The organism is Streptomyces thioluteus, assembly GCF_039535865.1.
On record NZ_BAAAXZ010000062.1, the window covers coordinates 36,666 to 52,289 of the forward strand.

Here is a 15,624-nt window from a genome sequence, read left to right on the forward strand (position 1 = left end):
CATGGTGCAAACCAGGTGCCCGCAGTGACGGCCCGCGACCACGGGACGACGTGCGGCGCGCCTACGCCGACAGCTCCTGCTGGAGCGCGTCCCGCAGCCGCGCCGCCCGCTCGGCGACCTCGGCCGGGCCGTGCTCGACGGCCTGCGCGCACCACAGCTGAGCCTGCGTCAACTCGCCGTGGCGGGCGGCCAGCAGGGCCAGCCGCAGGGCCGCGCGGCCGTGCCCGGCCTCGGCCGCCCGGGTCCACCACAGGGCCGCCTCCGGCTCGCTGCCCTCCCGGGCCAGCAGCAGTCCGAGGTTGAAGGCGCCGTTGCTGCTGCCCGCCTCGGCGGCCTGGCGGTACCAGCGCGCGGCCTCGACGACGTCGCCCCGCGCCGCCACCAGCATGCCGAGCCGCACCTGGGCGCGGCGGTGGCCCTGGCGGGCCGCCTTGCCGTACCACTCCTCGCACTCGGCCGAGGACGCCGCGTCATGGTCGTCGCCGGCCTCCCGGTCCAGCAGGGAGCCCAGCCGGAAGGCCGCCTCCGCGCTGCCGCCCCGGGCGGCCACCCGCAGGTGCCGCTCGGCCTCCTCGGCGTCGTCCTGGCCGCCCTCGCGCAGCAGGACCATGGCCACCTGGAGCGCCGCCTCGGTGTGCCCGGCGGAGGCGGCCCGCTCGTACCACTGGAGTGCCGCGCGCTCCTCGTTCCGCCCGGTGTAGAGGATGCCGAGGTTGAAGGCGGCGTCCACGCTGCCCGCCTCGGCGGCCTTGGAGAACCACGGCTCGGCGCCGGCCGGGTCGCCGGCCTGGAGCAGCAGGACGGCCAGCGCGTTGGCGGCCTCGCGGTGGCCGGCGTAGGCGGCACGGCGGTACCACTGCTCGGCCTGGGCGGTGCGGCCCTGCTCGGCGCAGAGGAGGGCGAGGTTGTACGCGCCGTTGACGTCCCCGGCGTCGAGCGCGGTGCGGTACCAGCGCTCGGCCTGCTGCGACTCGCCGCGGTCGGCGTGCAGGGCGCCCAGGGCGTTGGCCGCGTTGCCGTCGCCGTCCTGGGCGGCCCGGCGCCACCAGACGGCGGCGCTGTCGCCGTCGCCGGCGTCGCGCAGCAGGAAGCCGAGGGCGCATGCGGCCCGGGACTCGCCGTCCTTGGCCGAGGTCAGGTACCAGCGGGCGGCTTCCTGGATCTCGCCGCGGGCCTCCAGCAGGGTGCCCAGGTGCAGGGCCGCGCGGCGGTGGCCGCGGGCGGCGGCCTGCCGGTACCACTGCTCGGCCTCGTCGGCGGGGCCCTTCTCGCGGCCGGCCGCGGCGGCCCGCAGGTCGCGCACGGAGGTGTCGCCGCCGCCGACGGGGTTGCGCCGGGCGCCGGTGGTCGGGCCGAGCCCGGCCGCCAGGCCGCCGGAGCGGGCGGCGGAGCCGGGGGCCCGGCCGTCGAGGATGCGGGCCAGACGGTACGCCGCCTCGCGGTGCCCGCGCTCGGCGGCCGAGCGGAACCAGCGCTCGGCGCCCACGTCGCTGCGGTGCTCCAGCAGGTCGGCGAGGGCGTACGCGCCGAGGGCGTGCCCGGACTCGGCGGACTGCCGCAGCCAGTACTCGGCGGCGGGCTCGTCCCCGCGCTCACGGTGGTAGCGGCCGAGGGCATGGGCCGCGGCGGCGGAGCCGGCGACGGCGGCCACCCGCCACCAGCCGGCCGCCTCGTCGGCGTAGCCGCGCTGGTGGAGCAGGACGCCCAGGTTGTTGGCGGCGGAGCGGTCGCCCTCGGCGGTGGCGGCACGCAGGTGCTTCTCGGCGCCGTCGAGGTCGCCACGGCGGAGCAGCAGCGCGCCGAGCATGCTCAGGGCGGCGGGGTCACCGGACTCCTCGGCGCGGCGGCGGGCGGTCTCCAGCTCCAGGTCGGCCGCTTCGGCGGCGCCCCCCTGGGAGACGCCTCTCGAGGGCCCCGGGGACGAGGACCCCCGGGACGAGGGGGCCGACGGGGCCCGCGCAGGGTCGTACGGCGCCGGAACCCGTACCTCCGGAATGCTCCCCGCAGCGGGAGCGTTCACAAGCCGACCTGTCTCCACCAGCCTCGCCTTGTCCCCCATACGTCCCATCGTCGCACTCCCGCAACCTGCGTACACCTGGAATACCGCAGCCAGTGAGGTCACTTCAGCGTTTTGTCGACTTCCCGACTTCCCGACACAACGGTGCTCCAAACTCTAATCAAAACCCCCGCACATAACCCGCACAGAGCAGCGTGGCGTCCGATGCGAACAGTGGTCCCGCCGGTCACTCCGGCAACGGAGGCTCCCCATGGGCCTCACGGCAGCACGACAAGGCCCGGAGTTCGAGACTCCGGGCCTTGTCTTCCAGTAGCGGGGACAGGATTTGAACCTGCGACCTCTGGGTTATGAGCCCAGCGAGCTACCGAGCTGCTCCACCCCGCGCCGTTGTGGAACAACCGTACCACGGCGCGGGGCGGGCGGGGCTAGCTGCCCGGCTTGCCCCCGTTCTTCTCCTCGCTCCGCGCCTCGGCCTTCGCCAGCCGGTCGAGGGCGTCCTTGAGGTCCTTCTGGGCCTTGCCGTACGCCTCCCAGTCCTGCTTCTCCAGCGCCTTCTGCCCTGCCCCGTAGGCGTCCTGAGCGTCCTTCACGGCCTGCTTCACCGTCGAGTCGCCGGCCGGTGGCTGCTTCGTGCCGTCCGGCGGCTGCTTGCCGCCCGGCTTCTGACCGCCGAACACCTCGTCCAGCGCCTCTCCGAGGGTGTCCTTGAAGGCGATCTTCTCGCCGTAGGTGACGAACACCTTCTTCAGCAGCGGGTAATTGGCGCGCGCGCCGCGGACGTAGACCGGTTCCACGTACAGCAGACCGCCGTTGAGCGGCACCGTCAGCAGATTTCCGTACTCGATCTCGGAATCCCCGCCCCGCAACAGCTTGATCTCGCTCGCGGCCGTCGGGTCGCTGTTGAAATTGCTCTGTGCCTGCGACGGGCCCCAGACCGTGTCCTTGGGCTGGAGAATTCTGATCCGGCCGTACTCGTCGCTCCGCGCGTCGGCGTCGACGGCCATGAACGCGCCCAGGTTCTGGCGGTTCTTCGGCGTGAACGTGGTGGTCAGCGAGAACGTCCGGGCCTTCTGGTCCGGCATCTGCATGCTCAGGTAGTACGGGGGAACGGCGTTGCCCTTGTTGGTCGGGTCGTCCTGCACCTCCCAGCGCTGGCTGCCGGTGTAGAACGTCCCCGGGTCGGTGACGTGGTACCGGGTCAGCAGTTCGCGCTGCACCTTGAACAGGTCCTGGGGATACCGCAGATGGTCCTTGAGCGCGGAACTGATCTCGCTCTTCGGCTTCACCGTCCCCGGGAACGCCTTCATCCAGGTCTTGAGCACCGGGTCCTCGGTGTTCCACTGGTAGAGCTTGACGGTGCCGTCGTACGCGTCGACCGTCGCCTTCACCGAATTCCGGATGTAGTTGACCCGGTTCTGCTGGGCCACCACCGCGCGCTGGCCCGTGGTCAGCGAGTCGGCCGTGGTGTCGCCGAGGGTGGTGCGGGAGGCGTAGGGATAGCCGTTGCTCGTGGTGTAGGCGTCCACGATCCACTGGATGCGGCCGTCCACCACCGCCGGGTAGGCGTCGCTGTTGATGGTCAGCCAGGGGGCCACCGCCTCGACGCGGGCCTTCGGGGTCCGGTTGTAGAGGATCTTCGAACCCTTGCCGATGGCGCCCGAGTAGAGGATCTTGGGCTCGCCGAAGGCCACCGCGTACGCGGCGCGGTTGACCGGGTTCGACAGGTCGACCCCGCTCTTGCCCCGGTAGCTGTAGCTCTCCTTGTCCTCGTCGCCGGGCCGGTCCAGCTCCTTCTGCGGGCCGCCGACGATGGAGTACTGCGTGGTCTTCTCGCCGTAGTACACCCGCGGTTCGTACGGGCCCAGGACCTTGTCCGACTGGAAGTCGGGGCCGCCGCCCTTGGGCACCGAGTCGCCCTTGGCGGTCACCGCGCCGTACCCGTGGGTGTACTTGAAGTGGTCGTTGATCCAGTTGCGCTCGGGGATGCCCTTGATGTTGAGCTCGCGCAGACCGATGACCGTGTCCTGGTCCTTGCCGTCCACCTTGTAGCGGTCCACGGCCAGGGTGGACGGGAACTGGTAGTACCCGCGGTCCTGGCGCTCCTGCTGGAAGGCGGGCGAGACGATGTTCGGGTCGAGCAGCCGCAGGCTGGCCGTGGAACCGGCCAGGTCGCGCAGCGTGCCCTTGTCCGTCGAGGCGTCGCCCCTGCCCGGGTACTTGTCGTCGACCTGGGTCTTGTCGATGCCGTACGCCTCGCGCGTGGCCTTGATGTTCTTCGCGATGTACGGCGCTTCCTTGGCCTGCTCGTTGGGAGAGACCTGGAACTTCTGCACGATCGCCGGGTAGAGCCCGCCGATCAGGATCGCCGAGAGCACCATCAGGCCGAAGCCGATCACCGGCAGCTGCCAGGTGCGCCGCCACAGCGTCGCGAAGAAGAGCACCGCGCAGATCAGCGCGATGATGAACAGGATCGTCTTGGCCGGCAGATAGGCGTGGGCGTCCACGTACCGCAGGCCCGTCCAGCCGTCCGTCGACTTCAGGCCGCTCGACTTGACCGCCAGCCCGTACCGGTCCAGCCAGTAGGCGACGGCCTTGAGCGTCACGAACAGGCCCAGGAGCACGGCGAGATGGCCCGTGGCGGCGGCGGTGGCCCGGTGGCCGGGGCTGGTGAGCCGGAGCCCGCCGTAGAGGTAGTGCACCAGGGCTGCGGCGATCAGCGACAGCACTGCCGCCGCGAAGCCGAAGCTCAACAGGAAGCGGTACCAGGGGAGATCGAAGGTGTAGAAGGAGATGTCCTTGTGGAACTGCGGGTCCTTCTGGTGGAAGGGGACCCCGTTGATCCACTGGAGCCAGGTGCGCCACTGCCCCGCCGCGGAGGCGCCGGCGACCAGGCCGACGAGCGCGGTGACCGCCAGCAGCACCCACTTCTTGTACGGCGCGATGCTCATCCGGTAGCGGTCGAGGGACTGCTGCTCCGCCGACATCGCGCTCAGTGGCGGACGCAACCGGTGCGCCAGCCAGATGTTGGTCCCCACCGCCAGGGCCATCAGCACGCCGAAGACGGCGAACAGGCCGATCTTGGTGCCGAGCGTGGTGGTGAAGACCGAGGAGTAGTGGACGGAGCGGTACCACAGCCAGTCCGTCCAGAACCCGGCGAACATGACGAAGAGCATGGCCAGCGCAGCCAGCACACCCAGGGTCGTCATCAGGGTCCGGACACGACGGGACGGCCGTCCGACTCTCATCCGCGGCCCTGTCGGGCCTCCGCCGCGGTCCGGCATCTGGAAAGCCAAGGTGCGCACCTCGAAGTTCGCTGTCAGTGGAGCTGTCGATCAGGCCCTGGCGATAGTAGGACCCACTGTGGCAACTTACCGAGGCTTTACTCGGTTCCCGATTTCGGCCCCGGTCAGGGCACGATATTGAGCATGTCCAGCAATGCCGGCTCCCCGAGCCACCCCGACCAGCCCGTTCCGGGCACGCCCCCCATGGCCGCCAGCCCGCTGACCCGCGCCGTGCTCGAGATCGACGAGTACGCCTCCGGGCTCGGCTGGGACCAGCCGGCCCGACTCTTCGCCCTCGTCGACACCGCGAAGCTCCGCGCCCAGGAGCCCGCGCTCGCCAAGCAGCTCGGCCTGGAGGGGACCCCCGGCTCCGCCGCTCCCTCCTACACCCCCATCGAGCAGGACAAGCTGCCCGCCGGCGCCCCCCTCGACAAGTTCCTCGCCACGGTCGCCTGGCCGGATGCCGTGACGGGCTGCGCCCTGACCGTGGAGCGGCTGATGCTGCCGCCGTCGGCCGAGGCCTCGGTGCCGCACGGGATGAACGAGAAGCAGCTCGCCAAGTGGGTCGCCGGCCACCCGGACCGCCAGGAGGTCCGGATGACCGTCGCGGTGCTGCGCGACGGGGCCCGCGAATCGGCCGTCCGGCTGCGCGAGAAGGACTCGCCGACCGAGGTGCTCACCGGCCCCGACCTGGTGCCGGGTCTGGCCGAGGCGCTCGCGGCCACCTTCGCCGACTGAGCCGGGACGGGGTCGGGCCCGCACCGGGCCGGGCCGGACCCGATCCGGCCCCGGCCGCTCGGGGGAGCCGCGGGGCGCGGGGGCGTCACTTGCCCGTCGTGCACCGCGGCAGGCCGGCCGCGTCCCCCTTCTTGATCTTCTCCAGGGACTTCAGCGCGTCGCCTATCGTGTCGACCTTGACGAGGGTCAGCCCCTTCGGGGTGTCCTTGGCCGCGGCCGCACAGTTGTCCTTGGGGGTCAGGAAGTACTCCGCGCCCTTGTTGCGGGCGCCGACGGTCTTCATCTCGATGCCGCCGATCGGGCCGACCTTGCCGCTGTCGTCGATCGTGCCCGTGCCGGCGATGAACCGGCCGTCGGCGATGTTGTCCGGGGTCAGCTTGTCGACTATCCCGAGGGCGAACATCAGGCCCGCGCTCGGCCCGCCGACGTCGGCCAGCTTGATGTTGATCGGGAACGGGAAGGTGTGCGCCGTCCCCGCCTGGATGCCCACGACGGCCCGCTTGTCACCGGGCGCCTCGCGCGTCACCAGGGTGACGGTCTCCTCCGTCTTCGGCTGCCGCTTCTCCTTCTCCGCGGCGGCCGCCTCCTTGGCCGGGACGACCCGGAAGGCGACCTTCTGGCCCGGCTTGTGCTTGGTGACCAGCTTGGCCACGTCACCGGGCTGCCCGACCTCCGTGCCGTCCACGGACTTGATCACGTCGCCGGCGTGCAGCAGGCCCTCCGCCGGGCTGGCCTTGACCACGGAGGCGACCACCACGCGGGTGCCGACCGGGATGTCCAGCTGCTTGAGCGCCGCCACCTTGGCGCTCTCCTGGGACTGGCTGAACTCCTCGGCCGTCTCCTGGTTCAGCTGGTCCGGGGTCTTGTCGTCGGGGTAGAGGGTGCTGTGCGGGACGACCAGCTTGTCGTGGGTCAGCCAGCCGTAGACCGCCTCGACCATGTTCATCCGGTACTGCGAGCCGGTCACCCGGACCGTCGTCATGTTGAGGTGGCCGGTGGTCGGGTACGTCTTGCGCCCCGAGATCTGGAGCACCGGCTCTCCGCCGTGGTCCCCCAGGGTGTTCACCGTCGGGCCGGGGGACATCTCCGAGTAGGGCACGGGGATCAGCACGCCGGCGCAGAGAAACGCGATCAGCATCAACAGGGAGGCGAGCATCGTCGCAGTGCGGCGGGGCATGGAACGACAGTACGGGACAGGTCTGACAGTCCACTCCCGGGGCGGTCCGTACGGGACGGAATGCCTGGTCGCGGCCGGTGTCAGGCGGATCCGGTCCCGGAGTCCGAGCGCTCCATGACCTCCGGGCGCTCCACGGCTTCCGGACGCTCCACGGCTTCCGGCCGTTCCATGACCTCCCGGCGCTCCATGGCCTCGCGGAACTTCTCGTACCCCGCGAGCTCCGAGACATCGCCGGCCTTGCGGTTCCGGGCCGCCCAGCTCCCCCACAGAGCGGCGACCACGGCCGCGGCAACCGGAATCAGCAACCAAGCGAGCGCCGCCATAACGGCCTCCGACCCCTTACTCCTCGCGACTTACCGATGAGCACATTAATCGTCTGCCGTCTCAACGCTCACTTCAGGGACCTGGTTACGCAACCGGGGGCGACCCGTTCCGGGCATGCCACCTGCCTAAACCCCCACCCACTCCTCCGTACCGTCCGAAAACGTCTGGTGCTTCCAGATCGGCACCTCGCGCTTGAGGTCGTCGATCAGCCGACGGCAGGCCGCGAACGCCTCCGCCCGGTGCGGGCAGGAGACCGCGACCACGACGGCGAGGTCGCCGACGACCAGATCCCCGACCCGGTGCACGGCGGCCAGCGCCCGCACCGGGAAGTCGGCCGCCACCGCCTCGGCGACCCGCCGCAGTTCGGCCTCGGCGGAGGGGTGCGCGGAGTAGCCGAGTCCCGTCACGTCCGCTCCCCCGTCGTGGTCGCGCACCGTGCCGACGAAGAGCGCGGTGCCACCGGCGGCGGGGTCGCCGACGGCGGCGAAGACCTCGTCCAGGGAGAGGGGGGTGTCGCGGACGGCGAGGAGGCGCACAGGGCCTTCGTTCGAAGCGGGCATGCGGTCCATGGTGCCGCAGGGCGGAAGGAGCCCCTGTCCCGCCCTTTCTCCCCCGGCTACCCGCTGGGGGAGAAAGGGCGGGACAGGGGCACAACACCCCTCACACCCTCCGCCGCGCCTTCCGCGCCCGCCGCACCAGCGCCGCCGTGCCCAGCAGCGCCACCGTGGCCCCGGCCGCCCCCGCGGCGGTCGCGTCCTTGCGGCCGAGGCGGCGCCCCGCGACCGTGTGCCGCCCCCGCGACCTCCTCCAGCAGCTCCGCCAGGACCTCCTCGTTGGTCCAGCGCGGCCGCCAGCCCGCGGCGTGCAGCCGATGTCCGCTGACCACCCACGGGTGCATCGTGTACGCGAGGTCGCCGGCCGGGGAGGGCGTCAGGCCCAGGCGGTGCAGCCGGGAGGCGGCGCCGAGCGCCACCGCCGAGGGCAGCTCCATGCGGCGGATTCCGCTGAGCTCCTCGATCTCCTCCTGCTCCAGCCAGCCGTCGCAGCCCACCGCCAGCTCGCCCTCGGCCTTCTCCAGGGCCGCGAACTCCAGCGCGCTCACCAGGTCCTCGACGTGGCAGAACTGCCACACGGGCCGGGAGCCCGCGACCACCAGCAGGCGGGGCGACTCGAAGTAGCGGGTCAGCGCGGTGTCCGTGCCGCCGACCAGCACGGCCGGCCGCAGCACCGTGACGTTCAGGCCGGGGTGCGCGCGGGGTGCGCGGCGGGCCAGCCGCTCGATCTCCAGCAGGTCGCTGACGCCGGTGGCCTCGGCGGTCGCCCGCAGCTCGGCGTCCTCGTCCAGCGGCACGTCGTTGTCCGGGTGCGCGCCGTAGACCATCGCCGAGGTGCACAGCACCACCCGGTGCACCCCGGCCGCCGCGGCGGCCGTCAGCACGGTCTGGGTGCCGCGCACGTTGTAGGCGGTGCGGGCGGCGGAGTCGGTCTCCAGGTCGAGGTCGAGCGCGAGGTGGACGACGACGTCGGCCCCGCGCAGCTTCTCCGCGATCGCCGGGTCGCGCACGTCCAGCACGTGCCACTGCGCCTCGCTCACGTCGCCGCGCCGCTCGTCGATCGCGAGGACGTGCTTGACCTCCTCGCACGCGGCGAGCCGCCGGGTGAGCAGCGCGCCGACGCCGCGGGCGGCGCCGGTCACGGCGACCACGGGCCGTCGGCCGGGCAGGCTCGTACTGTCTCGCGCGGAACCGTTTCGCGCTGCGCGAACTTCTCGGTCGGGGGAACTCACCGGGCGTCTCCAGCGGTTGTCTTCAGTACGTATGCGTCATCACCTGTGTCATGACCCGTACGTACCAGGTGACGTCCATCCTGCCGCAGGCCCCGAGCCGGTGGAGCACCAAGCCCCGATACCGGGGAGGTGTCTACGCTGGGTGGTGTTGTCGGGCATTCGCCGCCGGCCCGAGCCGGCGGCCCTACGAGCCGAGGAAACCCGTGAGTGACACCCCATTCGGATTCGGTCTTCCGCCGGAGGAGCCGGAGGACGGCGACAACGGCAAGAAGAAGGGCGGTGACCAGGGTGGTGGCCAAGGGCCGGCGAACCCGTTCGGGTTCGGCCCGGGGGCCGGCGGCGGGGACAACCCCTTCGCCGCGCTGTTCGGCGGTGCCGTCCCCGGCATGGGCGGCGCGATGAACCCCGGCGACCTGGGCGCCGCGTTCCAGCAGCTCGGCCAGATGCTCTCGTACGAGGGCGGCCCGGTGAACTGGGACATGGCCAAGGACATCGCGCGGCAGACGGTCGCGCAGGGCACCGCCGACGGCAGCAAGGACGCCAGCGTCACCGACGGCGAGCGGGCGGCCGTCCAGGAGGCCGTGCGCCTGGCCGACCTGTGGCTGGACGGCGTCACCTCGCTCCCCTCGGGCTCCGGCACGGCCGTGGCCTGGAGCCGCGCGGAGTGGGTCGAGGCGACCCTGCCGGTCTGGCGCGAGCTGGTGGACCCCGTCGCCGAGCGCGTCGGCTCGGCCATGGGCGACGTGCTGCCCGAGGAGATGCGGGCCATGGCCGGCCCGCTGCTCGGCATGATGCGCAGCATGGGCGGCGCCATGTTCGGCACCCAGATCGGCCAGGCCGTGGGCGTGCTGGCGGGCGAGGTCGTCGGCTCGACCGACATCGGCCTGCCGCTGGGCCCGGCGGGCAGGGCGGCGCTGCTGCCGGTGAACATCGCGGAGTTCGGCTCCGGCCTGGGCGTCCCGCAGGAGGAGATCCGCCTCTACCTGGCCCTGCGCGAGGCCGCCCACCAGCGGCTCTTCTCCCACGTGCCGTGGCTGCGCTCGCACCTGTTCGGCGCCGTCGAGGGCTACGCCCGGGGCATCAAGGTGGACACCTCCAAGCTGGAGGACGTGGTCGGCCAGCTCGACCCGACGCACCCCGAGCAGATGCAGGAGGCGCTCCAGCAGGGCATGTTCCAGCCGGAGGACTCGCCGGAGCAGAAGGCGGCCCTGGCCCGGCTGGAGACCGCGCTGGCGCTGGTCGAGGGCTGGGTGGACGCGGTCGTGCACGCGGCGGCGGCCCCGCACCTGCCGTCCGCCGGGGCGCTGCGCGAGACGCTGCGCCGGCGCCGGGCGACCGGCGGCCCCGCCGAGCAGACCTTCGCGACGCTGATCGGCCTGGAGCTGCGTCCGCGCCGGCTGCGCGACGCCTCGCGCCTGTGGGCCTCCCTGACGGACGCGCGCGGCGCCGAGGGCCGGGACGCCCTCTGGGAGCACCCGGACATGCTGCCCACGGCCGCCGACCTGGACGACCCGGACGGCTTTGTGCACCGCGAGCACCTGGACTTCTCCGAGCTGGACAAGATGCTCGGCGAGGCGGCCGGCGGCTCTGCCGGGCCGGACCTGAAGAAGGACGACAAGAAGGACGACAAGAAGGACGGGTCCGGCGGCGAGGGGGCCGAGTGAGCCTGCACGCCGACGCGGAGCGGGTCCTCGAGGAGTGGTCCGCCCCGGACGGGGACGATCGGCAGGAGAGCCTGCGGCTGGCCTATCTGGACCACCTGCGGAGCCGTCCGGACGGCATGTGGAAGGCGTGCCACGAGGGCCACGTCACCGCGAGCGCCCTGGTGGTGGACCCGGCCGCCGGCCGGGTACTGCTCACGCTCCACCGCAAGCTGGAGATGTGGCTCCAGATGGGCGGGCACTGCGAGCCGGAGGACGCCACGCTGGCGGCGGCGGCCCTGCGCGAGGCACGCGAGGAGTCGGGCATCGCCGAGGGACTGACGCTGCTGCCGGGCGGTCCCGTCCGGCTGGACCGGCACCACACGCCGTGCGCCTGGCACCTGGACGTGCAGTACGCGGCGCTGGCCCCCGCCGGCTCCGAGGCGGCGATCAGCGACGAGTCGCTGGACCTGCGCTGGTTCGGTTACGACGAGGTGGCCTCGGTGGCCGACGAGTCGGTGGTGCGCCTGGTGGACCGGGTGCGCGCACTGCTGGGGTGACCGCGGGCCCGAGCGCCCCGGGTCACTCGCTGCGGGCCGCCGGCAGGTGCGGAAGCCGGCCGGCGGCGACCACACCTTCGAGGTACCCCCGTGCACGCTCGGTGCGGGGGTACGCCTCCAGCAGCCGCCAGAAGGCGGGGCCGTGTCCGGGCACGAGCAGGTGCGCCAGCTCGTGCAGCAGGACGTAGTCGACGACGTACTCGGGCATGCCCTTGAGCCGGTGCGAGAGGCGGATGCTGCCCTCGGCGGGGGTGCACGAGCCCCAGCGGGTGTTCTGGTTGGTGACCCAGCGGACCGTGGCCGGCCGTGCCCGGCCGTCGAGGTACTGCGCGGAGAGGCGCCCGGCCCGCTCGGCGAGCTCGGCGTCCCCGAGTATCCGCTTGCTCTCCTGCGCCGCGAGCCGGTCGAGCATCACGCCCACCCAGCGCTTCTCCTCGGCGTCCGACATCCGGGCCGGGATGAGGACGACCGTGCGGTCGCCCTCGCGGTACGCGGAGACGGTCCTGCGGCGCCGCGCGCTCCTGCGGACCTCCACCGCGCCGGTCCCGGCCTCCGTCGGCGCCCCCTCGACGGACGGGCCCGCCCGGGTTCGGGGCGCCGCGCGCTGTTCTGGGGGCACTGTGCAGGGGGTCGACGGGCACGCGCCCGACGTTACCGGGTGGCGGCGCCGGAAGTCCCGCGCCCGCCCGGTCGAGGGCCGATCCCCATCGACCACACCACTAGTACGACAATCACTCCTGCCTGTGGACAACTCCGGGCGGTGACGGGCGCCGCCGGGCATCCTGGGCCTGTCGGATCCGCGGGGTGCCAGGGCCCTGCCGGGATGCGGCGAGGGCACCGCGACAGCGCGGTGTCCCGGGTCGACGAGGGGGAGCCATGGGGAGCGGACGGGCGTGCGGGGCGGCGGTGGCCGTGGCGGAGGAAGACGTGCCGCTGCGGGGGTGCGGGAACCCGGAGGCGGGAGACGGGATTCCGGTGGCGGGCGGCCGGTCCCCTGCGCCGGGGACGGAATCCCGGCGCCCGCGGACGAGGCCTCGGCCCGGGACGGGACCGCGCGCATCCGATGGTCAAGCCGGCCCTGCGGCGTGCCTGGCGCAGCCGGGACACCGTTCAGCTGGGGATGACGGCGGCCCACGCGTCGGTGGTCGGGCCCCGTGGACACCGCGACCGCGTCCCTCCTCGCCCTGCTCGACGGCACGCGGAGCCTGCCGCTGCTGCGGGTGGAGGCCGCCGCCCTGGGCCTCCCGGAGGGCCGGGCGGACCTGCTGCTGGAGCGCCTGACGCGGGCGGGCCTGCTCGACGACGCGCGCGGCGGCGGTACGGGCGGGGCCGCCCTGCGGAGCCGCGGCGGCGCGGCCCTGGAGCGGCTGCGGCCGGATCTGGCCTCGCTCTCGGTGCTGCATCCCGAACCGGGCGCGGCGATGCGGCTGATGGCCGCGCGACAGGAGGCGCGGGTGCGGGTCCGCGGGGCGGCCGGGTGGGGGGCCGCCGTCGCCGCGCTGCTGTCGGCCTCGGGAGTGGGGCGGGTCGACGTGGTGGACGGCGGCTGTGTCGAGCCGTGGGATGTGGGCCCGTGCGGGGTGGGCGCGCGGCGGACGGGCGAGCGGCGGGACGCGGCGGCCCGCCGGGTGGTGGCGCGAGGCGGCGCCGCTGCCCGCGCCCCGGTCCCGGGCCGGCCGCCCCGAGCCTCCCTTGGCCCTGACGGTGTGCGCGCCGCGGGACGGGGTGGCGGTCTGGTCCCCGGATCCGGCGGAGGCCCGGGAGTTGGGGTCGTCGGGGACGCCCCTTCTGTACGCGGGGGTGGCCGAGGCGACGGGGGTGGTGGGCCCGCTGGTCCTGCCGGGCCGGTCGGCCTGCGCCGGGTGCATGGACCTGGACCGCGCCGAACAGGACGCGGCGTGGCCCCGGATGCTCGCCCAGTGGAAGTCCGGCCGGCGCGCGGGGGTACCGTCATGCGACATGGCACTGGCCACGGTCGTGGCGGGGCTGACCGTGTCGTGGGCGCTGGCGTTCCTCGACGGTGGGTCCACGGCGGGTGCGGGGCACCGCCTGGAGCTGGCGCTGCCGGGTCCGGGGTGGTCCTCGCGCCCCGTCGAGCCGCACCCGCGGTGCCCGTGCGGTGCGGCGCGCCTTCCGGAGGGGGGTCGTGACGGGGCCGCGGGGGACCCGCACGGGAGAATGCACGGGTGACCACCGTCGCGGCGTGGCTGCACAGCTAGTTGGAGGGGCGCATGTCTGATCTACCGCGCAAGGCGGTCGCTCGTACCGCCAAGTTGGCCGCGCTGCCGTTGGGGTTCGCCGGACGCACGGCACTGGGGCTGGGCAAGAGGATCGGCGGCCGGCCGGCGGAGATGATCGCCGCCGAGCTGCAGCAGCGCACGGCGGAGCAGCTGTTCGCGACGCTCGGCCAGCTCAAGGGCGGTGCGATGAAGCTCGGACAGGCCCTGTCCGTCTTCGAGTCGGCGCTTCCGGAGCAGGTCGCGGGCCCTTACCGGGCGGCGCTCACCAAGCTCCAGGAGGCGGCGCCCCCGATGCCGGTGAAGTCGGTGCACGCGGCGCTGGCGGAGCGGCTGGGGGCGGACTGGCGGGATCTCTTCGAGGAGTTCGACGACAAGCCGACCGCGGCGGCGTCGATCGGGCAGGTGCACCGGGCTGTCTGGCACGACGGGCGCGAAGTCGCGGTCAAGGTGCAGTACCCCGGGGCCGGGGATGCGCTGCTGTCCGATCTCACCCAACTCGGCCGTTTCGCCCGGCTGCTGGGACCGCTGATCCCCGGGATGGATCTCAAGCCCCTCATCGCCGAGCTGCGGGACCGGGTGGCCGAGGAGCTGGACTACGGGCTGGAGGCGAGCGCCCCAGATCGCCCACGCCGAGGAGTTCGCGGGGGACGCCGACGTCACGGTGCCGGCCGTGGTGCACCACAGCGATCAAGTGCTGGTGACGGAGTGGCTGGAGGGGGGTGCCGTTGTCCGAGGTGATAACGGACGGCACCCAGGAGCAGCGGGACCGGGCAGGTCAGTTGCTGGCCCGCTTTCTCTTCTCGGGCACCGCCCGCACGGGACTGCTGCACGCCGACCCGCACCCGGGCAACTTCCGTCTGGTCACCGGCGACCACCCCGACGGGCCACCGGGAGAAATGGCGCCTGGGCGTCCTGGACTTCGGCACGGTGGACCGGCTGCCGCAGGGACTGCCGGCCGAGATCGGGACGGCGCTGCGGCTGACGCTGGACGGCGAGGCCGAGGCGGTCCACGAGCTGCTCCGTGACGAGGGGTTCGTCAAGCCGGAGATCGAGCTCGACCCGGAAGCCCGTGCTCGACTATCTGCTGCCGATCATCGAGCCTGCCCAGGTGGACGAGTTCACCTTCACCCGCGACTGGATGCGGTCCCAGGCCACGCGGATCGCCGATCCCCGCTCTCCCGCGTACCAGCTGGCCCGTCAGCTCAACCTGCCCCCGGCGTACTTGCTCATCCACCGGGTGACCACGAGCACCATAGGGGTGCTCTGTCAGCTGGGCGCGACGGTGCGGCTGCGCGACGAGATGGAGGCGTGGGTCCCGGGCTTCGCGGACGCCGGCCCGGTGGAGGACTGCGGTCAGGGGACTCCCGCCTGAGCGGGCGGGCGGGTCCGCCGGAGGCGCGGGCCCGTTCCCTCACCACCAGGCGGAGTCGAGTCGGCCCTCGATCGCTCTGAGGTTGGCGCGGGAGCAGTCGTCGCAGAAGTAGTGGGCGGCCGCCGTTCTCCACGGAGCAGGTCCAGGTCGGCGGGAAGCCGTCGGCGGTGGTTCCGCAACGGGCACACGTGAGGGTGGTGCCGGTGGCCTCAGGGTCCAACTGCGCTGAATCAGGCGTCTTCTGGTCCACTCCCAGACGATATCCCCGTGAACGGTTCGTGAGGGTTCAACGCACCCGAACGCACCGGGGGGCCGGTCCTTTCGGACCGGCCCCCCGGTTCACCAAGTCGCGTTCGGCGGAATGGCCTAGTGCTGCATCACGGCCATGGCCAATGCCCGTCGGGCGCGCAGCGAGGCCCGCTCGGCGCGGCGCTGCACGCGCCGGGCCGCCGCGAGCCGGACGGCCCTGCCCTCGTGCATATGGGCACG

Annotated in this window: 9 protein-coding genes, 1 tRNA gene and 4 pseudogenes; 5 read left to right on the forward strand and 9 right to left on the reverse strand. The window is 73.1% G+C overall.

The features are described from left to right. Nucleotides 1-61: 61 nt before the first annotated feature. The 3 genes from ABD794_RS08085 to ABD794_RS08095 all read right to left on the reverse strand — a co-directional run bounded on the left by ABD794_RS08085 (nt 62) and on the right by ABD794_RS08095 (nt 5,298). On the reverse strand, nt 62-2,068 hold the full coding sequence (locus ABD794_RS08085) for a tetratricopeptide repeat protein (RefSeq protein WP_344961924.1): 2,007 nt from the start codon (nt 2,066-2,068) through the stop codon (nt 62-64). 259 nt (nt 2,069-2,327) lie between these two features. After that, a tRNA-Met gene (locus ABD794_RS08090) sits at nt 2,328-2,401 on the reverse strand. Between the two features lie 41 nt (nt 2,402-2,442). Next, a complete protein-coding gene (locus tag ABD794_RS08095) occupies nt 2,443-5,298 on the reverse strand; it encodes a UPF0182 family membrane protein (RefSeq protein ID WP_344961941.1) in 2,856 nt (951 codons plus the stop codon). 144 nt (nt 5,299-5,442) lie between these two features. Here ABD794_RS08095 and ABD794_RS08100 point away from each other — a divergent pair, with 144 nt between their 5' ends. After that, nucleotides 5,443-6,036 carry a PPA1309 family protein gene (locus ABD794_RS08100; RefSeq protein ID WP_344961926.1) on the forward strand — a complete coding sequence of 198 codons (594 nt, stop codon included), beginning with the start codon at nt 5,443-5,445 and terminating at the stop codon, nt 6,034-6,036. A gap of 85 nt (nt 6,037-6,121) precedes the next feature. Here the strand turns inward: ABD794_RS08100 and ABD794_RS08105 are convergent, their stop codons facing one another. The 4 genes and pseudogenes from ABD794_RS08105 to ABD794_RS08120 form a co-directional block, all read right to left on the reverse strand. Beyond that, nucleotides 6,122-7,213: a YlbL family protein gene (locus ABD794_RS08105; RefSeq protein WP_344961928.1), complete on the reverse strand. Its 1,092-nt coding sequence runs from the start codon at nt 7,211-7,213 to the stop codon at nt 6,122-6,124. A gap of 80 nt (nt 7,214-7,293) precedes the next feature. Then, on the reverse strand, nt 7,294-7,536 hold the full coding sequence (locus ABD794_RS08110) for a hypothetical protein (RefSeq protein ID WP_344961931.1): 243 nt from the start codon (nt 7,534-7,536) through the stop codon (nt 7,294-7,296). 126 nt (nt 7,537-7,662) lie between these two features. Then, nucleotides 7,663-8,097 (reverse strand): molybdenum cofactor biosynthesis protein MoaE, encoded by a 435-nt coding sequence (locus ABD794_RS08115; protein ID WP_344961933.1) that lies wholly within the window; start codon nt 8,095-8,097, stop codon nt 7,663-7,665. Nucleotides 8,098-8,197: 100 nt separating this feature from the next. Then, a pseudogene (locus ABD794_RS08120) lies at nt 8,198-9,323 on the reverse strand (SDR family oxidoreductase). 203 nt (nt 9,324-9,526) lie between these two features. Between ABD794_RS08120 and ABD794_RS08125 the strand changes: the two are divergent. Both ABD794_RS08125 and ABD794_RS08130 read left to right on the forward strand, forming a co-directional pair. After that, on the forward strand, nt 9,527-10,987 hold the full coding sequence (locus ABD794_RS08125; RefSeq protein WP_344961936.1) for a zinc-dependent metalloprotease: 1,461 nt from the start codon (nt 9,527-9,529) through the stop codon (nt 10,985-10,987). Further along, nucleotides 10,984-11,523 (forward strand): NUDIX hydrolase, encoded by a 540-nt coding sequence (locus ABD794_RS08130; protein WP_344961938.1) that lies wholly within the window; start codon nt 10,984-10,986, stop codon nt 11,521-11,523. Before ABD794_RS08125 ends, ABD794_RS08130 begins: the two co-directional genes overlap by 4 nt. 22 nt (nt 11,524-11,545) lie before the next feature. On the opposite strand, the gene ABD794_RS08135 is transcribed toward ABD794_RS08130, so the two are convergent. Beyond that, the gene (locus tag ABD794_RS08135) at nt 11,546-12,142 is read right to left on the reverse strand and encodes a M48 metallopeptidase family protein (protein WP_425585956.1); all 597 of its coding nucleotides are present in this window, start codon (nt 12,140-12,142) and stop codon (nt 11,546-11,548) included. A 444-nt stretch (nt 12,143-12,586) separates the two neighbouring features. Between ABD794_RS08135 and ABD794_RS08140 the strand changes: the two are divergent. Both ABD794_RS08140 and ABD794_RS08145 read left to right on the forward strand, forming a co-directional pair. Further along, nucleotides 12,587-13,713: pseudogene (locus ABD794_RS08140) on the forward strand (ThiF family adenylyltransferase). A 41-nt stretch (nt 13,714-13,754) separates the two neighbouring features. Next, nucleotides 13,755-15,135 (forward strand): annotated as a pseudogene (locus ABD794_RS08145) (ABC1 kinase family protein). 39 nt (nt 15,136-15,174) lie between these two features. Here the strand turns inward: ABD794_RS08145 and ABD794_RS08150 are convergent. Further along, a pseudogene (locus tag ABD794_RS08150) lies at nt 15,175-15,355 on the reverse strand (hypothetical protein). Nucleotides 15,356-15,624 lie beyond the last annotated feature (269 nt).

Coding starts and splice junctions, on each gene's coding strand:
- ABD794_RS08095 (WP_344961941.1), bottom strand. CDS start 5,298: ATGCCGGACCGCGGCGGAGGCCCGACAGGGCCGCGGATGAGAGTCGGA.
- ABD794_RS08115 (WP_344961933.1), bottom strand. CDS start 8,097: ATGCCCGCTTCGAACGAAGGCCCTGTGCGCCTCCTCGCCGTCCGCGAC.
- ABD794_RS08100 (WP_344961926.1), top strand. CDS start 5,443: ATGTCCAGCAATGCCGGCTCCCCGAGCCACCCCGACCAGCCCGTTCCG.
- ABD794_RS08085 (WP_344961924.1), bottom strand. CDS start 2,068: ATGGGACGTATGGGGGACAAGGCGAGGCTGGTGGAGACAGGTCGGCTT.
- ABD794_RS08105 (WP_344961928.1), bottom strand. CDS start 7,213: ATGCCCCGCCGCACTGCGACGATGCTCGCCTCCCTGTTGATGCTGATC.
- ABD794_RS08110 (WP_344961931.1), bottom strand. CDS start 7,536: ATGGCGGCGCTCGCTTGGTTGCTGATTCCGGTTGCCGCGGCCGTGGTC.